This is a genomic window from Pseudodesulfovibrio senegalensis, assembly GCF_008830225.1.
Taxonomy (GTDB): Bacteria; Desulfobacterota; Desulfovibrionia; order Desulfovibrionales; family Desulfovibrionaceae; genus Pseudodesulfovibrio; species Pseudodesulfovibrio senegalensis.
Genome location: NZ_WAIE01000002.1, coordinates 1 through 18,885 on the forward strand (window position 1 = coordinate 1; position 18,885 = coordinate 18,885).

The window sequence follows — 18,885 nt, forward strand, 5'->3', positions numbered from 1 at the left end:
GGCGTCCCCAAGGGGATTTGAACCCCTGTTAACGGCGTGAAAGGCCGTCGTCCTGGGCCAGGCTAGACGATGGGGACGCATGAATCGACTGGCATTTCGGCGGGTGCCTGAACCCTTTGCTTGCCGGTTTGCCTCGTCGGGAGAAGCGTATTTTGCACATTTTTTCGAGCGTGGCAAGTCTTTTCGTGAGGGGGGTGCGTTTTTGTTCTCGGCAAGATGGTTATGCGGATGAATGGCGCGGTTGTTCAGGGGCGAAAGGGCCGTTTTTTTCCTTTTTGAAGAAAGCTGATGGACGATCAGAAGATTATTTCAACGCTAAAAAGGTGTAATTGGCCAACTGTCTCCGGTGTTGTCAGTGGCGGATTGCCATTGAGACAAAAATTACCTGTTGAAAAGAACAGGGACAGAATGATTGACCACGAAAAAGAGCAGCCGCATGAAGCGACTGCTCTGAACTTTCGATGGCGTCCCCAAGGGGATTTGAACCCCTGTTAACGGCGTGAAAGGCCGTCGTCCTGGGCCAGGCTAGACGATGGGGACACTATTTCAAAAAGCAAATTTGGCTGGGCTGCAAGGACTCGAACCTTGATTAACGGAACCAGAATCCGCCGTCCTGCCAATTGAACGACAGCCCAACAGCGAGAGGTTGATTTATAGTTTACCCAGTGGGTTGTCAACCTCTTTCGGCAATTTTTTTATACGGCGTTCGCCAGGCGGCGGGTACGCTTTTTCAGCTTGTTGATCTTGCGGCGCAGGTATTCGCGGTCGGCGCGTTCGGTGATGGATTCCTTCTTCACGCGCAGTTCGCGGATCTGACGCTTGATGGAGAAGATCTGGTCCTTGTAGGGGGAGACTTTGCCGTCTTCGTCGTTCATGCCGAAGAGGTCCTTGATGGTCTCGACCAGCTCGTCCTTGCTCTTGGAAGAGGCACCGGTGATCATGGGCAGTTTGGCCATGCACAGGGCGCGCAGTTCCTTGGCGGTCATTTTGTCCAGAGCCTTGGTCAGGCCCAACTCTTCAAAGGAAATTTCCTTGACGTCTTCACTCATGATGCTTCTCCTGACGACCGCAAGCGGCCGTATATTCATTCTTCTTCAAAAATTTGCTGATAGGCCCGGTAACATTTTCCCACGGCAGAATCCGGGTCGATCGTACTGTTCAGCGTGCCTAACACGCCGGGTTTCTTGCGTTTCATTGGGGCGAGTGGCTTCTTTGCCGCCTTGTGCCGACCCAATGGAACCCTGCCGTTTAGCAGTTCAAACAGTACTTTGTCAAAGACTTCTTCGCCAAAAAAGCGGTTTACTATTTCAAGGATGAGCGGAGCGAGGTAATGGGCTTCCTGAACCACCACGGGATCGTGCGCGGCCAGAATGAGCTTGTTGCCCCGGTGTCCGAGAGGGCGGGCCATGTCGGCCATGTCTCCCATGAGTTCGTCCCACGCACGCCACAGACGCACCATCCGCATGTTGTCGCCGGTGTCGAATTTTTCCAGCAACGGCATCAGTTGGGAGCCAATCCGTTTTACCGGGGCCTTGCGTTTGTTTCCTTTGTTGGGTCGGTAAGCCATGCGTTCTCCGTGGGCCCTTCTTATAGTATATGGCCGCCGGGGCGCAAGTCCGCATCACGGACCATCGGGCTGCTGGCAGAGGTTTGCGCGCAGCAAAGGCAAAGAGGAGCAGGCTTCGCGTTTTTGAGGCGCGTGGCCGTGCCCGTTTTCGCCGTGCCATGAACTATTCTTGAGGGCTGCGCGATCCGGTTTTGTGGTCAGTCTGCCGGGTGGCGGGCCGCCGGGTCAGGCGCAGGGCTTGGCCCGGTAGTTCACAATCAGGGTCGGGCTGCTGGGTGAGAGCGCCACCTGCACCACCGTGGAGCCGATGAGCGCCTGATGCGAGTCCTTGGCCGAGGAGTGGCGCGCCAGAACCAGCATGTCCGCTTCGCGCCAGCGGGCGTACTTGAGGATTTCGCAGTAGGGTACACCCTCCCACGCCTCATACTTGTGTTCCACGCCGTTCAGGATGTGGGCATACTTGCGCTTCATGCGCGCAATGGCTTCGTCGATGAAGACCTGCATGTCCTGCACGTAGTACTTGGGCGAAGGGTAGGCAAGGCCGGTATCCAGCACATGGAAGATGCTCAGCGTCGCCCCGAAACTGCGGGCCATGTTTGCCGCATGGCACAGCGCGCTTTCGGATGGCGTGCTCAGGTCCGTGCACATGACGATGTTCTTGGGATCGCGTTCCAGCAGGGGGGAAGGCCGCGAGACCACCAGCACGGGCACCACGGTCTGCATGCTCACGCGGGCTATGTTGGTGTCCACCAGACCCCACATTCGTGGCACCGGGCAGGTCTTGCCGTCGGAGTGCGGTCCCATGACGATGAGGTCGGCGCCTTCCTTGGTGGCCAGTGAGGCCAGATCGTCCGCAGGCATTCGGCAGACAACGTGGATGCGGTGGTCAATGCCATCGAGCCGTGTGCCGAAGTGCTCGGCAATGGCCTTTCTGGTGTCGCCCACAAGTTCGGGGCAGGTTATCGAGCTTTGCGCACCCCAATGGACGTCGGGCAGCTCGCAGGCGTGGTAGATGATGAGCTGGGCGTTGTGCCGTCGGGCCAGGGCAAGGGCTGTGTCTGTTGCGTGCTTGGTGCTGGGCTTGGGTGTGGCCGCCAGAATGATCTTGGAAAACATGCCCGACCTCCTTGTGAATGAGGAATTGCGTTGCCGGTTCAAGGCCGCGGTTTCTTTTATTTATACTATTTCATAAATAATCCCTTTATGCCATAGGATGAGGCAAAATATCACATATGGTGGCATTGTGTGGCTTGACCGGGCCGCGACCTTGCTGTAGAACGGCTCTTGGAATCATATCAAGATATATTGATATACGCAGAGAGCCATGGAAATACTGAAATATTGCAAAGCATTGGCCGATGAGACGCGGGCCCGGTTGGTGAATGTACTGCTCCGGTTCGAATTGAACGTGGGCGAAATAGTACAGCTCATGGAGATGGGACAGTCGCGCATTTCCCGGCACCTGAAGATTCTGGCGGATTCCGGGCTTGTGGAATGTCGCCGGGATGGATTGTGGGCCTTTTATCGTGCCAGCGACAGCGGTCCGGGGCGGAATTTTCTGGATGGCGTGGCGCCGGTCATGGAAGGTGAGGCCGTGTTCGGCCAGGACCTTGCCCGTGCGGCCAAGGTCATCCGCGAGCGCATGGCCCAGACCCGGCAATTCTTCGACTCCATTGCCGACGATTGGGACAGGCTCAACAAGGAAGTGCTGGGCAGCATGGACCTGCGCGGCGAGATCGTCTCGCGGGTTTCGGGATGCGACGTTGCCGCGGACCTCGGTTGCGGCACCGGCGAATTGCTGGCTCTGATGGCGCAGAAGTCCCGCACGGTGATCGGCGTGGACAGTTCGCCCAAGATGCTGGAACTGGCCGAAGACCGTTTTCACGGAGATGCCCGGGTGAGCCTGCGCATCGGTGAGCTTTCCTTTCTGCCCCTGCGGGACTGGGAGGCGGATTGCGTGGTGGTCAGCCTCGTGCTGCACCATCTGGCCCGGCCTCTGGAGGCATTGGTCGAGGCAGGGCGCGTGCTCAAGACCGGCGGACGGCTCGTGGTGGCCGAGTTCGACAAGCACGATAACGAAGTCATGCGCACCGAATACGGCGATCGCCAGCTCGGCATCGCCAACCGAGAAATGCGGGGCTGGCTGGAAAAGGCCGGTTTCGAGGTGCGGGAACAAACGGAATACAAGGTTAACATGGGACTTGCGGTCATCCTGTACGAAGCGGTCAGGCTGTAGCATTTCCGGAAAATCAACATACGCACAAACCCCCTTATGGAGGATATCATGAGCAACGTGAAACCTGTGGACCCGAAATTGGAATACAAGGTTGCGGACATCGAACTGGCCGAGTGGGGCCGCAAGGAAATGCAGCTTTCCGAGCGCGAAATGCCCGGCCTGATGCAGCTGCGTGCCAAGTACGGCAAGGAAAAGCCCCTCAAGGGCATGAAGATCATGGGCTCCCTGCACATGACCATCCAGACCGCCATGCTCATCGAGACCCTGCATGAGTTGGGCGCGGACATTCGCTGGGCTTCCTGCAATATTTTTTCCACCCAGGACCATGCCGCGGCCGCCATTGCCAAGGCCGGAACCGCCAAGGTCTTTGCCTGGAAGGGCGAAACCCTCGAGGAATACTGGTGGTGCACCGAGCAGGCCCTGACCTGGCCCGACGGCTCCGGCCCGGACCTGATCGTGGACGACGGCGGCGACGCCACCCTGCTTATCCATCAGGGCGTCAAGGTCGAGCGTGATCCGTCCCTGGCCGAAAAACATTACGACAATCCGGAATTTGCTTTGGTCATGGCCCGTCTCGGCGCGTCCGCCAAGAACAATCCGGGCAAGTGGCAATCCATTGCCAAGGCCATGCGCGGCGTTTCCGAGGAAACCACCACCGGCGTTCATCGCCTGTACGAAATGGAGCGCAACGGCGAGCTGCTGTTCCCGGCCATCAACGTCAACGATTCCGTGACCAAGTCCAAGTTCGACAACCTGTACGGCTGCCGTGAATCGCTGGCCGACGGCATCAAGCGCGCCACGGACGTGATGGTGGCGGGCAAGGTCGTGGTGGTCGTGGGCTACGGCGACGTGGGCAAGGGCTGCGCCCAGTCCATGCGCGGCTTTGGCGCACGCGTGCTGGTCACGGAAGTGGATCCCATCTGCGCGCTGCAGGCCGCCATGGAAGGCTACGAAGTGACCACCATGGACAAGGCGCTGGAAGAGGGCGACATCTACGTCACCTGCACCGGCAACTATCAGGTCGTCACCGGCGAGCACATGGAACGCATGAAGGACGAGGCCATCGTCTGCAACATCGGCCACTTCGACAATGAAATCGAAATGTCCTACCTGGAAAACAATCCCAAGTGCTCCAAGCAGGAAATCAAGCCGCAGGTGGACAAGTGGACTCTGGAGTCCGGCAACTCCATCATCGTGCTGGCCGAAGGACGTCTGGTGAACCTGGGTTGCGCCACGGGCCACCCCAGCTTCGTCATGTCCAACTCCTTCACCAACCAGGTGCTGGCCCAGATCGACCTTGCCGCCAACGACTACGAGCCCAAGGTCATGATTCTTTCCAAGAAGCTGGACGAGGAAGTGGCCCGCCTGCATCTGGAAAGGCTCGGCGTGAAGCTGGAGACCCTGAGCCAGGAACAGGCCGACTACATTGGCGTTCCCGTGGAAGGTCCGTACAAGGCGGATCACTACCGCTACTAATTCTGTTGCAGTGCCGCAACGATGCGGCCAGCAGGGCGATTTCGTGCGGAGGCCGGTGATTTCCGGTCTCCGCCTTTTTTCGCGTGAAGGCCTCGCGTTGGGCAATGGTTTTTTAAATCGCTGTAACATACTGTAAATCAATGCTTTGACGTTGCTCACGGCCGGGCGTATTACCCGGTGCAAGGAGTGCTCATGGGACATACGATTACAAACCGCGCCAAGGTCGTGGGCATTGTTTGCGCAGTGCTGGCCACGGTGATCTGGTCCGGTAATTTCATCATAGCCCGGGGGATGGCCGAAAGCGTGCCGCCCGCAACGCTGGCCTTCATGCGCTGGAGCGTGGCCTCGCTGGCCGTGTTGCCGCTTGGCCTTGGCGCATTGCTTCGCGACTGGCCCGTGGTGCGCAGGAACCTGCCCGTGCTGCTGCTCACCTCGCTGTTGGGGGTCACGGTCTTCAACACCGTGTTGTATCTGGCCGGGCGTACCACCGTGACCCTGAACCTTTCGCTCATATCCACCACCTTTCCGGTTTTCGTGATCGTACTTTCGAGGATATTTCTGGGCGAGCCTGTATCCGTGCGGCGGGTGTCGGGCATTATGCTGGCCATCGGCGGCATCGTCTTTCTTGTGGTACAGGGAGACCTGAACCGTTTGCGTACGCTCACCTTTGCTTCCGGCGACCTGTGGATGCTGACCGCGGCGTTCATCTTTGCGGTCTACAGCCTGTTGGTGCGGCGCAAGCCCCGCGACATGAGCCAGAACGGTTTTCTGGCCTTCACCTTTCTGGCCGGGCTGGTCATGCTGACCCCGTGGATGCTCTGGGAACAGGCCGGGAGTTCGTGGCCCGTCATGACCATGCCCGTGGTCGGCTCGGTGCTGTACATCGGACTGATGGCCTCGCTGGTGGCCTACTTCTGCTGGAACAGGGCCGTGGCCTCCATCGGTCCGGCCAAGGCCGGTTTCATCTATTACAGCCTGCCCGTGTTCAGCGCGGCCGAGGCCTACCTGATCCTCGGCGAACCCGTGACCCTCGTGCATGTGCTCAGCGGCGCGTGCGTGCTCACGGGCATCATCGTGGCGACCCGCAGCTGACCCCCGCGTGCCCGGTCCCGGGCACGTTTCGGGTGTAGTAGCCCCATGCTACCCATGGGTGACGGTATTGGTGTATGCTTCGTCCCATGGGCATGGTCTATGGCCGTGCGTTTTGTTCACAAACCGATTGGAGGTACGCATGGGAAAGAACATCCTGATAGTTTGCGGCGATTTTGTGGAAGATTATGAATTGATGGTGCCGTTCCAGGCCTTGCAGGCCATGGGCTTCGGCGTGGATGCGGTTTGCCCGGATAAGAAGGCCGGCGATGTGGTGGCCACCGCCATTCATGATTTCGAGGGGCATCAGACCTATACGGAAAAGCCGGGCCACAATTTTGCCCTGAACGCGGATTTTGATTCCGTGGATGCCGGGCAGTATGACGGGCTTCTGGTGCCGGGAGGTCGTGCCCCGGAATATCTGCGTCTCAACAAGGCCGTGCTCGATCTGGTGCGCGCCTTTGATTCGGCGGGCAAGCCCGTTGCCGCCATTTGTCATGGCCCGCAGTTGCTGGCGGCAGCAGGGGTGCTCAAGGGGCACAAGGTCTCGGCCTATCCTGCCTGCGCCCCGGAAGTCGGGCTTGCCGGCGGCGAGTATGCGGACATCCCGCTTGATGCCGCGCTCACGGACGGCAATTTGGTTACCGCTCCGGCATGGCCCGCGCATCCGGCCTGGCTCAAACAGTTTGTGGCCCTGCTGGAAAAATAGCGGCCCGTTCGATGATGTTGTGCGCCCTGTTTCGTGCGGGGCGCTTTTTTTTCGTCCTCAGGAGCGGGATGACAATTCCCGGCTGTACGGGGTATGCATGCAGGGTCGCGAATTTCGAAACAGGAGAGCCTACCATGTGCCGACTCTATCTTTCCGCTCCGGTGGAGCAGTATCGGTCCCAGACCCGTTCCGTGCGCATCAACGGCGTGGTGACCAGCATTCGTCTGGAGGCGCGCTTTTGGGATATTCTCGGCCGTCTGGCCGAAGCCGAGGGAATGACTCTGGGGAGGCTGCTTTCGCTTCTTCACGAAGAAGCCCTTGCCGCATACGGCAAGATCGACAATTTTGCTTCGCTTTTGCGTGTTGTCTGCACCACGTATCAGGCTGTTTCGGCAGAGACTCGGCCTGACCGGCACCGCATGGCGGAAGGGAATGCCGATGCCCGTTTCCGGGGACGCTTTCGTGCCGATCTTGACGCACGGCCTGCATCCGGGCATGTATCCCCTTCCACGAACGCAAAGGAGGCAGACAATGTCCGACGATATGGAAAAAACGCTGGCCGAAAAGAGCTATGAGGAATCCATTGCCAACGATTTCTTCAACATGATTCAGGAAGCGCGCGAAAACGGCGTGGACCTGGACGAGGGATTCGAAACCACGCCCCTTTCCATGCAGAACGCGACCCTGCGCTACATGTTTTACAACAAGAAGTTTCTCAAGGGCACGAATATGCCCATGGCGCTCAAGAAAAAAATGGGCGTTTCCAATATCCTTACGGCCGTGGAAGTGAACGGCAAGCCCGTGGGGATTTTTCTGGTCTGCACGCTTTCCGTGCCGCTGAGCAAGGTCCTGACGGAAGACCAGGTCTTCAAGAGCATCCAGACCAAAGCCCTGCATGATTTCAAGGGCAAGGTGGCCCTGCTCATGCAGCGCGGTTTCGAAACCGACGCCTCGGCTCCGGTCCACTAGCGAACAAACACGACAATCACGCACAAGGGCGGGCTTTCGGCATATGGCCGGGCTTGCCCTTTTGTTGTGCCTGCACCATACTCGATCCATGCATCACGACTTCTTCACCATCATTGCAAGGGAAGCCTTTGAGGAACTGTTGCGCACGTTCCCGCCGTTGCCCACGGAGCGTGTCGGGCTGGACAGGGCCGAAGGGCGCATTCTGGCCGAACAGCTGCGCGCCGGGCATGACTGGCCGCTGTCACACCGCTCCTGCATGGACGGGTATGCGCTGGACGCGCGCGATGCGTTCGGGGCTTCCGAGCAGAATCCCGTATATCTGGACTGCGTGGGCGCGCCCCATGTGGACGAGAATCCGGGCATGACGCTGGCCCCGGGCCAGTGCGTGCGCATAGCCACGGGCGGCAGCCTGCCAAAAGGAGCTGACGCCGTGGTCATGGTGGAGCACACCGTGTGCATGGATGACTGGGACGAGGACGCAGCCACCGGGACCATCGAGGTTCGCAAGGCCGCCGCGCCCGGACTCAACGTCATGCAGCGCGGCGAGGACGCCTTGGCCGGAGCAGTGGTGCTCGAACCCGGCACGCGGATCGGATTCCGTGAGGTCGGCCTCGGCGCGGCCCTCGGGTTCACGGAAATGGATGTTTTTTGCCGTCCGCGCGTGGGCATTCTTTCCACGGGTGACGAGCTGGTGGCTGTGGAGCATACTCCGCGCGTGGGGCAGGTGCGGGACGTGAACAGCCATACGCTGGCACTGAGCGCCCGGCGCGCCGGGGCTTTGGTGCGCGGCTACGGCATTGTTCCCGACGATGCGCCCAGCCTTATCGCAACGGTGCAGCAGGCCGTGGCGGAAAACGATCTGGTGCTGCTTTCGGGCGGCAGTTCCATCGGCGTGCGCGATCTGACCGTACAGGCCATCGAAGCACAGAATGATGCCGAAATCCTTGCCCACGGTGTGGCCATCAGTCCGGGAAAACCAACCATTCTCGGGCGGGCCGGTCAGACTCCGGTCATGGGCTTGCCCGGGCAGGTGGCCTCGGCACAGGTGGTCATGTTCTGTCTTGTGATGCCGTTCATCGGCCATTTGCAGGGGCAGGGCAACGCTTTCGATACGACCGTCCGACCGGTCCGACAGGCCATACTGGCCCGCAACGTGGCCTCAAAGCAGGGACGCGAGGATTACGTGCGCATTCGCTTCGAGGAGCGGCCCCACCAATTGCCGCTGGCCCATCCGGTGCTGGGCAAGTCCGGCCTGTTGCGCACCCTTGTGGACGCGCACGGACTCATGTCCGTACCTGCGGATGCAGAAGGTGTCTACAAAGATGCCTTGATTGATGTGTGGACCGTGTAAGTTGTCGTGATCATGCTATTTTGATTGTTCTGTCTATTGCTGTGCGGCGTAGTCCCGTATGCTCACGATCTTCCAGCCGTCCTTTTCCCGGCGCATGGTGAACACGCTGTCGTCCGGGATGGGAGTCATGTTTTCCTTCCAGATGACCAGATAGTGCCCGAAGCAGTGGACCACCGCCTGGCTGTCCTTGAAGCGCATGAGTCGGAATTGGAGGCTGTTCGTGTCGACGACGCTGCGGCGCATTATTTCAAAGGTTCCCCGCTGCATTTGCATCTGCTTGAAGACCTCGAATCCGAATTGTTCGTCTTCGTATTTTTCCTTGGGAATGTATTGCAGGAAGGCATCGTCCAGTGTGGTCTGGTAGGTGTAGAAATTGCGGATGACCTGTGCCAGTTCGCCCAGCGTACCCTTTTCCGGCATACCCTTGGGCGCGTTCACACCGCCCTGCAGCCGGATTTTCACCTCACTGACAGCAACGCTCATTTTCTGGGCGGGACTTTCCGGATAAATGGAATCCACTGTGATGGTTATTTCCCGTGTGGGCACGGTCCAGCATTCGATGACCTGCGGGCCGGCACAGTCCGCAAGTTCAAAGTGCTGTTCGCTGCCGTCCGAAAAGATGATCCGGCCCGTACGGATGCGGGCGAACCCTTGGAACTTGCCGCCCTGGTGTCCGTTGTAGATGGTCAGGTCGCGCAGGGCCACCACCTCGGGAAAGCTGATGCGAAACCATGAGCCCACGCCGTTGTGCAGTTCGCTGGAGGCCCAGGCCGTGGCGGGGTCGTTGTCCAGCAGGTTTCCGGCCATGTACTTGCCCGAGAGAGTCGGGAGGAAGTGGGATACCGAGACTTCCAGTTCCATGGACCGGGCTGTTGCGGCGCTCAGGGCCACCAGCAGCAATGCGATGAAAAGACGTTTCATGGTGCGGGTATACAGAAAAGCCTCGTGTTTGGCTTGTGTTTTTGTGCTGTTTTCCGGTTGCCGGGTTGTCAGTGGGCATCCGCCCATGTGCGGCCCGTGCCCATGTCCACCCTGAGGGGAACCGCCAGTTCGGTGACGTCCTGCATGATTTCGCGCAACCGTTTTGCTGCGGATTCGGTGGTCTGCACCGGGGATTCGATGAGCAGTTCGTCATGCACCTGCAGGATCATGCGCGCTCCCAGTTCACGGAGCCTTTCGTCATTGTGCGCCTTGATCATGGCCATCTTGATGATGTCCGCTGCCGAGCCCTGGATAACGGTATTGATGGCCTGCCGTTTAGCCTGCGAGGCTTCCATGTTGTTGCGCGAGTGCAGGTCCGGCAGCAGGCGGCGGCGTCCGGCCAGCGTGGTCACGAACCCGTTGTTGGTGGCGTCCTTCACCACCTGGTCGTAGAATTCCCGGAGCGTTGTCAGCTTGGCGAAATAGCGCTCGATGAATTCCTTGGCCTGATTCATGGTGATCTTGAGCTCGCGGGCCAGTTTTTGCGGTCCCATGCCGTAGATGAGGCCGAAGTTGATGGTTTTGGCCCTGCGGCGTTCGTCGGCGGTGATGTCGGCGGCTGCCTTGTCTTCCAGCAGGGCGGCAGTGCGCGAATGGATGTCCTCGTCGTTGCGGAAGGCGTCCAGCAGTTCCGGGTCCTGCGAGCAGTGGGCCAGCACGCGCAGTTCGATCTGCGAATAGTCGGCGGCAGCCAGCAGCATGTTGGGCCCGGCCGTGAAGCAGGCGCGCATGCGTTTGCCCTGCGGTCCGCGAATGGGGATGTTCTGCAGGTTGGGCCGCGAACTGGAGAGCCTGCCCGTGGCCGTTGCCAACTGGTTGAAATGCGTGTGGATGCGTCCATCCGGCCCGGCCAGCTTGGGCAGCGGTTCCAGATAGGTGGAGCGCAGTTTTTCCAGCATGCGGTATTCGAGGATTTTTTCCACCACAGGATGCTGGGTGCGGATTTTTTCCAGCACCTGGTTTGCCGTGGAGAGCTGGCCCCCGGCGGTTTTGCCCGCGGGTTTGAGTTCCAGCTTGTCGAACAGGATGTGGGCCATCTGCTGGCTGGAGCGGATGTTGAACGGTTCGCCGGCCATGTCCACGATGGTGCGGGTCAGACCGGCCAGCTGTTCGCTGACTTCGCCGAGATGTTTGGTGAAGGCTACGTCGTTGATGCAGATTCCGGCCTTTTCCATGCCTACCAATGCCGGGATGAGCGGAATCTCCAGCGTGCGCATCAGCTCTCCGAGGTGCGCGGCGTTCATCTGGGTGTTCATGCCCTGCATGTAGGCCAGCGCGGCCATTCCCTGCGCCTGCGGATGCAGGTCTTTGGCGGCCTCGTCAAATTGCGGTTTGCCGTCCTGATACAGGGACTGGCGCAAGCGTTCCCAGTTGTAATTGCGTTCTTCCGGGTCCATGAGGTAGGCGGCCAGACTCAGGTCGAACCACTGGTCCGAACGCACGGCCAGCCACGCGTCGTCTTCGCGCAGCAGTTCCTGCACGCTGGGCGTGGCTATTGTCTGCACCGGGGCCAGTGCCGAAGCCAGCTGTTCGGCCGGTCCGGCGTATCGGTATTCCTCGCCGTCGAGCCCCAGCAGAAAGACGTTTTCCTTGCGTACCAGCCCCACTTCGCGGTCTGTCACGTCCGGCAGTTGGCCGAGGTCGTCCACGGCCGTGACCTTGATGGGGTCAGTGGCCACGGGCGCCACCACGCCCACGTCCAGCAGCATGCCCTGCATGGCGTTGCCGGATGTTTTGGAGGCGGCTTTGGTTTTCGTGGGCGAGCTGTTGCCTTGCGGGGCCGGGATGGAACGCATGAGCCCCCGCAGTTCGTAGGTTTCCAGAAAATCGCGCAAGCCCTGCGCATCCATGGCGGACACCTTGAATTCGTCCATGGCCTGCGGGCAGCAGTCCAGACGCATGCGGGTCAGCTTGCGGTACAGGAAAATGTTGTCCAGTTCGGGTTCGACCTTTTCGCGCAACTTGGGCGGCAGGGTTTCGTAACCGTCGCGGATGGCTTCCAGCGTGGGCAGTTCGGCCATGATCTTTCTGGCCGTGACCGGCCCCACCTTGGGAATGCCGGGGATGTTGTCCGCGGAATCGCCGATGAGCGCCTGAAAGTCCGGCCATTGCTGCGGGGCCAGGCCTTCCTCTTCGGTAAAGCTTTCCAGCGAGGTGAGCTTTTCCTTGCGCCCGGACTGGCTGAGCATGAACACGTTGGTGTCAAGGCACTGCTTGAGGTCTTTGTCCGAGCCCACGATGATCACGGGGCGCTCGTTCTTGAAGCGGTGCGTCAGCGAGGCGATGCAGTCGTCCGCTTCCACGCCGTCGGAAACCAGCAGGCGCAGCCCCATGAGCTGCACGGCCTCGCGCACCGGGTCGATCTGCTGGGCCAGCGCTTCGGGCATGGGCGGGCGGTTGGCCTTGTATTGGTCGTACAGTTCGTTGCGGAATGTCGGCGGCCTGCCGTCCATGATGAATCCCACATGGCTGGGAGATTCCTTCTTGAGCAGGTTCAGCAGCGAGCGGATGGTGGTGTTGATGGCGTTGGTGGGGAATCCGTCGGCCCGTTTGAGGTCGGCGCGCGCATAGAACGCGCGGTAGAAGAGCGCGGTTCCGTCGATGAGAAAGATCGGTTCCCGATCGAGATTCAGTTCTTGCTTGAGGGACATGTGACTCGTGGCTTGTTTGCCGGGCGGCTAGATGCGCTTGATCACGCCCCGTTTGCCCTTGCCCAGTTTCTTGAGCATGAAGATTTCCGGGTCCTCGCCTTCCAGGGCCTCGATGTCCACCTCGGCCCGGGCCGCGCCCTTGTGGCCGCCTGCCGAGCCGAGATCGCCCAGCAGTGTGGAAGCGTATTTGCCCATGTCGCGGCGCAGGCCGTCGCCCCGGAAGATGACCACGAGCTTGTCGTTGTACACTCCGGAGACCACGAGCCACGGCACGCCGTGGACCCGTGTGAAGAAGTCGGCCACGATGACGAGAATGTCCGGGTTCTCCACGTTGCCCGCATGGGCGAAGAGACCTTGTCCGATGCGCCTCAGGTTGTAGAAGGCGCGGGAAAAATAGCGCATCCAGTCCAGATGGAATTCACTGTTGCTGATGCGGTTGAGGAGCTTGGTGTCTGCGAATTTGTTCAGCCATTTGAAGGCTGTCACGTCCGGGTCGATGAACTTGCGCTCGAAGCTGCGGGTGTCTGACTTGATGCCGTAGAGCAGGGCCGTGGCCAGCAGCTTTGCCGGGCGGATTTTGAGGTTGTAGAGATATTCGGTGAGCATGGTGCAGGTGGCGCCGTACTTGGGCCGGATGTCCAGAAACGGGGCTTGTGTGGGATGCTCGTCCAGTATGGGATGGTGGTCGATGATGATGTCGAAGTCGAAGTCCTGAAACTCCGGGTTGTGGTGGGGTTGGGAGTCCACCAGCGCGAATTTGTCGTACTGGGCCGCGAGGTTGGGTATCAGTTTGCGGGTGGGGATGCGCAGATAGCGGATCATGGCCAGGTTGTCCGGTCGCTTGATCTCGTTGATCTGCCCGATGCCCACGCTTGCCACGCGGCGGCTCATTATTCGTCGTAGCGCCAGCGCCGAACCCAGAGCATCCGGGTCCGCATTGATGACGATCAGCCAGTTCTCGTCTTTGTCAAAGCGGGCGAGCAGTGCTTCCATCTGCTCTTCAAGTTGCTTGAAAATTGCCATTTTATACCTTTTTCAGGGTCAGCGGCAGCCCTGCCGCAACCATGAATACCTGATGCGCAAGCTGCGCACAGGATTGGTTCAACGCGCCCAGGGCGCGAATGAAGGACCGGACTTCCCCGGACATGGGCAGGGGGCCGAGTCCGGCCTCGCAGGAAACCAGTATCAGGTCTCCGCCTTCCCACTCCTTCAGTTCATTGACAAAATCCCGGACAAGGTCTTGTTCGCTCCCCTGTTCGCGGGCGGCGAACAGCCAGTAGTCGAGGCTGTCCACCAGTACGCACGAAAAATCAGCTTTAGCCTGTCTCAGGGCCTGAGGCAAGTCCAGCGAAACTTCCATGACCTCCAATTCCGGAGTTCTGGAAATTCGATGATCATTGATCTGGCGGCGGAATTCAAGGTCTTTTGCCTTGCCCGTGGCAATGAACAGACCCGGTTTTTCCTGTTTTTCGAGCAAATTCAAGGCAAAACCGGATTTTCCCGATTTGTTTCCACCGAGTATCAGCGTAATCATGTGGATACCTTCCATTGTTCGAGCCAGTCCGCGAGCAACCCAGCGGACTCCAGAAGCTTTGTTTCGTTGAATATTTCCAGCGTCATGCAACGCCGCGTTCCGTGGACGGCGTGCGTTTCCCAGCATTGCAGCCAGTGGCCCAGCATTTCCCGGCCCTGTTCGTCCAGCCGGGCAAGGGATTCGTGCCGTTCCCCCTGACCGGGCGCATAGATGTGCAGCATGTCCACGTTGTGCCAGATGTTCGGCAACCGCAGCAGATGCTGCTGACCATGGTGCAGCATATGCCCCAGATCAAGGCAGATGCGGAATCCCGCATCTTGCGCCGCCTCCCAATGGTTCGCCAGATCGGTTTCATGCACGTTTTCCAGCAATATGAGGCCCGGCGCCACGCCTGCGTCTCGGAACCGCGCAGCCAGCGGGGCCAGCAGGTCCGGCGAAACAGGCGGATGGAGCACATAGGCTCTGGGAGAGAGGTAGTCAACTTTTTCCAGCAGGCCGGCAATGGGTTTCCAGCCCGAATCAAGGCCGACGGTCCCCCCGTGCCCCCAGTTCAGGTCAAGGGGCAGGTGCACGTGCCAATCCACGTCCAGCCCGGCAAGGTCGGGCGCAAGGTCGGTTTCGTCATAATCAAGGCAGGCGCGGGCCTCGAACAGCAAAAGCGCGATTTCGGAAAAATGCGGGGCCAGCAGGCGCGCGTTGCCACAGACCGTGTCCGGAACCACAAAGGAGGGCGCGGCAACGGAAAATGGTGCCTGTTTCAGGCGTCCAAGGGCCTTGCGGGTGGCCGGATTCAGGGAGCGCAGGGTATTTGTTGCCTGTTTTTTCATGGTGCTGGTCAGAGCCTGTTGCGTTAGTGCTTATCTTTGCAGGGTTTTGCGGACAAGGCACATCTGTTGCACAGAACAGCTCAGTTTGTACGAAAACGACGGAGTCTTGACCATGACGGCATTTAAAGACACGGCTCGCCATATTCTCAACCCCCTGCATGTGTTCTGCAGATTGCGGCAGCTCGGCATGAGCGTTGCCACTGCTCGGGTCATGTGCCGGGTGTATGAATATTGCGTGTACCGCCTGGTTCTCTGATCCCGACCTTGCCCCCCCGTTGCAAAGCGGGCGGCGGCTAGCCCAGCAGGCTCATCTGCCTTGCCTTGGTGACCTTGGTTGCGGTGAGGGTCGACCGGGTCAGCAACGCTTCGGGCAATTCCCGCAAATATCTCGATTCCGGCAACTGCAATGTCTTGCCGTAGAGTGAACGTTTGTCGGCCCGGCTCAGGAACAGGTTTCTGCGCGCCCGGGTCATGCCCACGTAGAGCAGGCGTCGTTCTTCGTGAAAACGCTGACCCCGTCCCGGGGTGAGTGTCACGGTGGCCGTGAGCAGATCCATGCCCGCAAAGGGCATGATGCCCTCTTCCAGTGCGGGCAGGAATACGGTGTCGAACTCCAGTCCCTTGGCCGCGTGCATGGTCATTATCTGTACCTTTTCCGCGTTGCGCCGCACCAGTTCCAGTTCGTTCTGGAGACTGATCCAGTTCAGCAGCCCGGACCATCCGCCGCGCTCGTCGAAATTCTTTTTCAGATCGCGGAAGGCTCGGCTTTCCCAGAAAAAGGAATCAAAGGGCGGCATGGTGTTCAGGTAGGCGGAAAGTCCCACAGGACCCTTGGCCAGCACGTGTTCCGGCACTTCCAGCACTTCCTCGCTGCCCACCATGGTCAGGCCGAGGAAGCTTCCGGCCGCGTTCAGTATCAACTCCACGCGCGGGTCGGTCCAGAACGCCTCGGTTTCCGGCGCAGCCACCGGAACCCCGAATTTGGTCAGCTGTTTCTGCATGGGCGGGATCAGGGCCTTGAAGCGCACCAGAACGGCGATGTCCCCCGGGCTGAGGGTGCCGTGGCCCGTGGCGTCGCCCAGCGAATGGCTGGTGGCGCCGATCAGGTTGCGGATGCGGTCGCTGATCCACGTTGTTTCGCGTACGGCGTCCGGTGCCTGGAAAAGATGGATGGCCGCGTCCGTGTTCTGCTGGGCTGCCAGCGGCGTGTCTTCAGGGAACAGGGCGTGGGAGGCATCCAGTATGGTCTGGCCCGAACGGTAGTTTTCCGTGAGGGTGATTTCCTCGAGCTTCGGCCAGAACTCCCGGAGCCGTTCGTGTACATCGTCGGCTGCGCCACGGAATCCGTAGATGGACTGGCGGGGATCGCCGATGCAGAACACTCCGCAGCCCTTTTCCGGGGCCATCCCCTTGATGACCGCCAGTTGCAGGGGGCTGAGGTCCTGCACCTCGTCCACCAGCACATGGCGGTAGGGCAGGTGAAAAGTGGGTGCACCGGTCTGTTCGAGCATGAATTCGAGCAGGTCGGTGTAGTCCAGCAGGTTCCAGTGGTTTTTCTGGTTGCCGTAATTGATGTGCGCGTCAAAGAGGTCGTCCGGAATGTCTTCGAGCCGTTCGCGCAGGAGATTGTAGCGGTTCCAGTAGTGCTTGACGTGCTTGGAGGGAATGTCCGGGTTGGTTTCGGCAAAGAGCTTTCTGGCAGCCTCCTCGGAAAGCACCACCGGGGTTTCGCTGTAGGCGTGCTTCCAGTAGTCGAAACACAGGGAATGCAGGGTTCCTGCCTGCGGCAGTTCGTCATTTTCCCCGCGCGTGGCCTTGAGGCGTTCGCGCAGCTCCTGCGCGGCCCGGCGGGTGAATGTCAGTGCCAGCACCCGGCGCGGGCGTTCGCCCTGATCGAGGATGCGGGCCACCCGGCCCATGAGGGTCTGGGTCTTGCCGGTTCCCGGCCCGGCCAGCACCAGCACGGGGTTCGGCCCGGCGTCGATGGCTTTTTGCTGGTCCGGGTTGAATGAAATCTTCTTGGTTGCCTCGCGGTCCGGCTCGGCAAGGGGCGGGCAGGTCAGGGCGTCTTCTTCCGCGTCTCCGGCCGGTTGTTCGGCCTTTTGGGCCGGATCAGGCATGGCCACCAGCGTGGCCCCGTTTTTGATCGTATCCCGTTCCTGCGGGGTGAAAACCGAGATCACGCCGTATTCGCCGTCGTATCCGGCCTGACGGATGACCCGGCCCTCGCGCATGCGGGTGATGCCCTCGGCCAGATGGCAGTTGAAGCGTTTGAGGTCTTCGGCCGGCACGTGGCGCAGCACGTTGACCTCGGAGCCGAATTCACGCACCAGCTTGACGTATTCGCCATGCACTTTCTTGGAGCCGGGCCCCACGCCGACCACTTCCGAAAGTATTTCCTTGAGCGGAATGAGCGAGACGAAACCGGGCGCGCCCACGGGCTGCTGGGGCTGCTCGCGGTCCGCAAGGTCGAGGATGCGGGCGTACACGCCGCGGGTCACGGGCTTGCCGCACACCGGGCAGATACCACCCCGGGCCGCGGTCTCGTGCGGGTCCATGGAAACGTTGCACTTGCGGTGCCCGTCCATATGGTATTTGCCTTCTTCCGGGAAGAATTCGGCCGTGCCGATGAATTCGTGGCCCAGCCCTTCGCCGCGCAATGCGCGGAAGATGCCTTCATAGGACAGCTCACCCCGGAATATATTGAACTCGCGGCCGAGTTTTTCCCCGGAATGGGCGTCCGAGTTGGAAATGAGCTTGATGCGGTCCAGTTCGCTCCAGGTCCAGTTCATTTCCGGGTCCGAGGAAAGACCGGTTTCCATGGCGAATATCTCGTGGGAAAGGTCGTCGAAGCATTCTTTTATGGAGTCGAAGCCCGATTTGGAGCCGAACAGGGAGAACCATGGTGTCCAGATGTGCGCGGGAATAAGGAATGCCTGCGGATGCGTTTCCAAAACCATTTCCAGCAGGTTGCGGCTGTCCAGTCCGAGGATGGGGCGGCCGTCCGACTCAAGGTTGCCCACCTGCGCCAGCCGTGCATTGAAATTCCTGACCGCTTCGACCGTGGGCATGAAGACAAGGTTGTGCACCTTTCTGGTCTTGCCCCCGCGTTTGTATATGGAACTGATTTCGGTCTGGAGCATGAATCGGGTTTTGGCCTCGGGCTGGGCATCAAGCCCGGGAATGAACTCCGAAAGGCCGGATTCGTCGCGCAGGGTCAGAAGACCGCTGCCGTCGTCCTCGAGCTGTTCCTCGATTTCATCGAGCCAGCCGGGATGAGTGAAATCGCCCGTGCCAACGACCGTGAGGCCCTTGACCTTGGCCCAGGCCGCAAGGGAGCGAATGTTCAGGTTCTTGCTGGTGGCCCGGGAGAAACGAGAATGAATGTGCAGGTCGGCTGTATATCGTTCCATGGCAGGAACACTATTCGGAACCATGCCATATTGCAAGGCCGGGACCGCGAAAAAAGCGGTCTTTGCAGGATGTGGTTTGCCG

The 18,885-nt window shown here is 59.9% G+C and carries 17 protein-coding genes and 3 tRNA genes; 8 read left to right on the forward strand and 12 right to left on the reverse strand.

The window, feature by feature from the left end; genetic code table 11:
- Positions 1-2 precede the first annotated feature (2 nt).
- From F8A88_RS06240 to F8A88_RS06265, 6 genes are all read right to left on the reverse strand, one after another.
- Positions 3-77: transfer RNA gene (locus tag F8A88_RS06240), tRNA-Glu, on the reverse strand.
- Between the two features lie 385 nt (positions 78-462).
- A tRNA-Glu gene (locus tag F8A88_RS06245) sits at positions 463-540 on the reverse strand.
- Between the two features lie 20 nt (positions 541-560).
- Positions 561-635: transfer RNA gene (locus F8A88_RS06250), tRNA-Gln, on the reverse strand.
- Positions 636-695: 60 nt separating this feature from the next.
- Complete coding sequence (locus F8A88_RS06255; RefSeq protein ID WP_151150286.1) at positions 696-1,049, reverse strand: hypothetical protein; 354 nt, start codon at positions 1,047-1,049, stop codon at positions 696-698.
- Between the two features lie 35 nt (positions 1,050-1,084).
- Positions 1,085-1,567, reverse strand: coding sequence for a DciA family protein (locus F8A88_RS06260; RefSeq protein WP_151150287.1), 483 nt, complete (start codon positions 1,565-1,567; stop codon positions 1,085-1,087).
- A gap of 225 nt (positions 1,568-1,792) precedes the next feature.
- The gene (locus F8A88_RS06265; protein ID WP_151150288.1) at positions 1,793-2,683 is read right to left on the reverse strand and encodes a universal stress protein; all 891 of its coding nucleotides are present in this window, start codon (positions 2,681-2,683) and stop codon (positions 1,793-1,795) included.
- Between the two features lie 208 nt (positions 2,684-2,891).
- Between F8A88_RS06265 and F8A88_RS06270 the strand changes: the two genes are divergently transcribed.
- From F8A88_RS06270 to F8A88_RS06300, 7 genes are all read left to right on the forward strand, one after another.
- Positions 2,892-3,803 (forward strand): ArsR/SmtB family transcription factor, encoded by a 912-nt coding sequence (locus F8A88_RS06270; protein ID WP_151150289.1) that lies wholly within the window; start codon positions 2,892-2,894, stop codon positions 3,801-3,803.
- A gap of 48 nt (positions 3,804-3,851) precedes the next feature.
- Entirely contained in the window at positions 3,852-5,279 is a 1,428-nt protein-coding gene (gene ahcY, locus F8A88_RS06275) for an adenosylhomocysteinase (protein WP_151150290.1), read from the forward strand.
- Positions 5,280-5,471: 192 nt separating this feature from the next.
- Positions 5,472-6,371 carry a DMT family transporter gene (locus F8A88_RS06280; RefSeq protein WP_151150291.1) on the forward strand — a complete coding sequence of 300 codons (900 nt, stop codon included), beginning with the start codon at positions 5,472-5,474 and terminating at the stop codon, positions 6,369-6,371.
- Positions 6,372-6,510: 139 nt separating this feature from the next.
- Positions 6,511-7,077: a DJ-1/PfpI family protein gene (locus tag F8A88_RS06285; RefSeq protein WP_151150292.1), complete on the forward strand. Its 567-nt coding sequence runs from the start codon at positions 6,511-6,513 to the stop codon at positions 7,075-7,077.
- 134 nt (positions 7,078-7,211) lie between these two features.
- A complete protein-coding gene (locus tag F8A88_RS06290) occupies positions 7,212-7,652 on the forward strand; it encodes a ribbon-helix-helix domain-containing protein (protein ID WP_151150293.1) in 441 nt (146 codons plus the stop codon).
- The gene (locus F8A88_RS06295) at positions 7,609-8,046 is read left to right on the forward strand and encodes a hypothetical protein (protein WP_151150294.1); all 438 of its coding nucleotides are present in this window, start codon (positions 7,609-7,611) and stop codon (positions 8,044-8,046) included. The genes F8A88_RS06290 and F8A88_RS06295 overlap by 44 nt, the downstream gene beginning before the upstream one ends.
- 88 nt (positions 8,047-8,134) lie before the next feature.
- Positions 8,135-9,397, forward strand: a complete 1,263-nt coding sequence (locus F8A88_RS06300; RefSeq protein ID WP_151150655.1) for a molybdopterin molybdotransferase MoeA — start codon at positions 8,135-8,137, stop codon at positions 9,395-9,397.
- Positions 9,398-9,430: 33 nt separating this feature from the next.
- On the opposite strand, the gene F8A88_RS06305 is transcribed toward F8A88_RS06300, so the two are convergent.
- From F8A88_RS06305 to cbiR, 5 genes are all read right to left on the reverse strand, one after another.
- Entirely contained in the window at positions 9,431-10,318 is an 888-nt protein-coding gene (locus F8A88_RS06305) for a discoidin domain-containing protein (protein ID WP_151150295.1), read from the reverse strand.
- Positions 10,319-10,386: 68 nt separating this feature from the next.
- Positions 10,387-13,029, reverse strand: a complete 2,643-nt coding sequence (gene polA, locus F8A88_RS06310; RefSeq protein WP_151150296.1) for a DNA polymerase I — start codon at positions 13,027-13,029, stop codon at positions 10,387-10,389.
- Positions 13,030-13,056: 27 nt separating this feature from the next.
- On the reverse strand, positions 13,057-14,052 hold the full coding sequence (locus F8A88_RS06315; protein ID WP_151150297.1) for a DHH family phosphoesterase: 996 nt from the start codon (positions 14,050-14,052) through the stop codon (positions 13,057-13,059).
- A 1-nt stretch (position 14,053) separates the two neighbouring features.
- Positions 14,054-14,563, reverse strand: coding sequence for a bifunctional adenosylcobinamide kinase/adenosylcobinamide-phosphate guanylyltransferase (locus F8A88_RS06320; RefSeq protein WP_151150298.1), 510 nt, complete (start codon positions 14,561-14,563; stop codon positions 14,054-14,056).
- Positions 14,560-15,390, reverse strand: coding sequence for a cobamide remodeling phosphodiesterase CbiR (gene cbiR, locus F8A88_RS06325; RefSeq protein WP_151150299.1), 831 nt, complete (start codon positions 15,388-15,390; stop codon positions 14,560-14,562). The genes F8A88_RS06320 and cbiR overlap by 4 nt, the downstream gene beginning before the upstream one ends.
- A gap of 112 nt (positions 15,391-15,502) precedes the next feature.
- On the opposite strand from cbiR, the gene F8A88_RS15860 reads away from it, so the two are divergent.
- Positions 15,503-15,646, forward strand: a complete 144-nt coding sequence (locus F8A88_RS15860; protein WP_170283779.1) for a hypothetical protein — start codon at positions 15,503-15,505, stop codon at positions 15,644-15,646.
- Between the two features lie 37 nt (positions 15,647-15,683).
- On the opposite strand, the gene F8A88_RS06330 is transcribed toward F8A88_RS15860, so the two are convergent.
- On the reverse strand, positions 15,684-18,803 hold the full coding sequence (locus F8A88_RS06330) for a UvrD-helicase domain-containing protein (protein WP_151150300.1): 3,120 nt from the start codon (positions 18,801-18,803) through the stop codon (positions 15,684-15,686).
- Positions 18,804-18,885: the final 82 nt, after the last annotated feature.

Excerpts from the sequence above, each read along its gene's own strand:
- F8A88_RS06315 (WP_151150297.1), bottom strand. The coding sequence starts at position 14,052 with ATGGCAATTTTCAAGCAACTTGAAGAGCAGATGGAAGCACTGCTCGCC.
- F8A88_RS06260 (WP_151150287.1), bottom strand. The coding sequence starts at position 1,567 with ATGGCTTACCGACCCAACAAAGGAAACAAACGCAAGGCCCCGGTAAAA.
- cbiR (WP_151150299.1), bottom strand. The coding sequence starts at position 15,390 with ATGAAAAAACAGGCAACAAATACCCTGCGCTCCCTGAATCCGGCCACC.
- F8A88_RS06290 (WP_151150293.1), top strand. The coding sequence starts at position 7,212 with ATGTGCCGACTCTATCTTTCCGCTCCGGTGGAGCAGTATCGGTCCCAG.
- F8A88_RS06265 (WP_151150288.1), bottom strand. The coding sequence starts at position 2,683 with ATGTTTTCCAAGATCATTCTGGCGGCCACACCCAAGCCCAGCACCAAG.
- F8A88_RS06285 (WP_151150292.1), top strand. The coding sequence starts at position 6,511 with ATGGGAAAGAACATCCTGATAGTTTGCGGCGATTTTGTGGAAGATTAT.
- polA (WP_151150296.1), bottom strand. The coding sequence starts at position 13,029 with ATGTCCCTCAAGCAAGAACTGAATCTCGATCGGGAACCGATCTTTCTC.
- F8A88_RS06300 (WP_151150655.1), top strand. The coding sequence starts at position 8,135 with ATGCATCACGACTTCTTCACCATCATTGCAAGGGAAGCCTTTGAGGAA.
- F8A88_RS06295 (WP_151150294.1), top strand. The coding sequence starts at position 7,609 with ATGTCCGACGATATGGAAAAAACGCTGGCCGAAAAGAGCTATGAGGAA.
- F8A88_RS06280 (WP_151150291.1), top strand. The coding sequence starts at position 5,472 with ATGGGACATACGATTACAAACCGCGCCAAGGTCGTGGGCATTGTTTGC.
- F8A88_RS06270 (WP_151150289.1), top strand. The coding sequence starts at position 2,892 with ATGGAAATACTGAAATATTGCAAAGCATTGGCCGATGAGACGCGGGCC.
- ahcY (WP_151150290.1), top strand. The coding sequence starts at position 3,852 with ATGAGCAACGTGAAACCTGTGGACCCGAAATTGGAATACAAGGTTGCG.
- F8A88_RS06255 (WP_151150286.1), bottom strand. The coding sequence starts at position 1,049 with ATGAGTGAAGACGTCAAGGAAATTTCCTTTGAAGAGTTGGGCCTGACC.
- F8A88_RS06320 (WP_151150298.1), bottom strand. The coding sequence starts at position 14,563 with ATGATTACGCTGATACTCGGTGGAAACAAATCGGGAAAATCCGGTTTT.
- F8A88_RS15860 (WP_170283779.1), top strand. The coding sequence starts at position 15,503 with ATGACGGCATTTAAAGACACGGCTCGCCATATTCTCAACCCCCTGCAT.
- F8A88_RS06330 (WP_151150300.1), bottom strand. The coding sequence starts at position 18,803 with ATGGAACGATATACAGCCGACCTGCACATTCATTCTCGTTTCTCCCGG.
- F8A88_RS06305 (WP_151150295.1), bottom strand. The coding sequence starts at position 10,318 with ATGAAACGTCTTTTCATCGCATTGCTGCTGGTGGCCCTGAGCGCCGCA.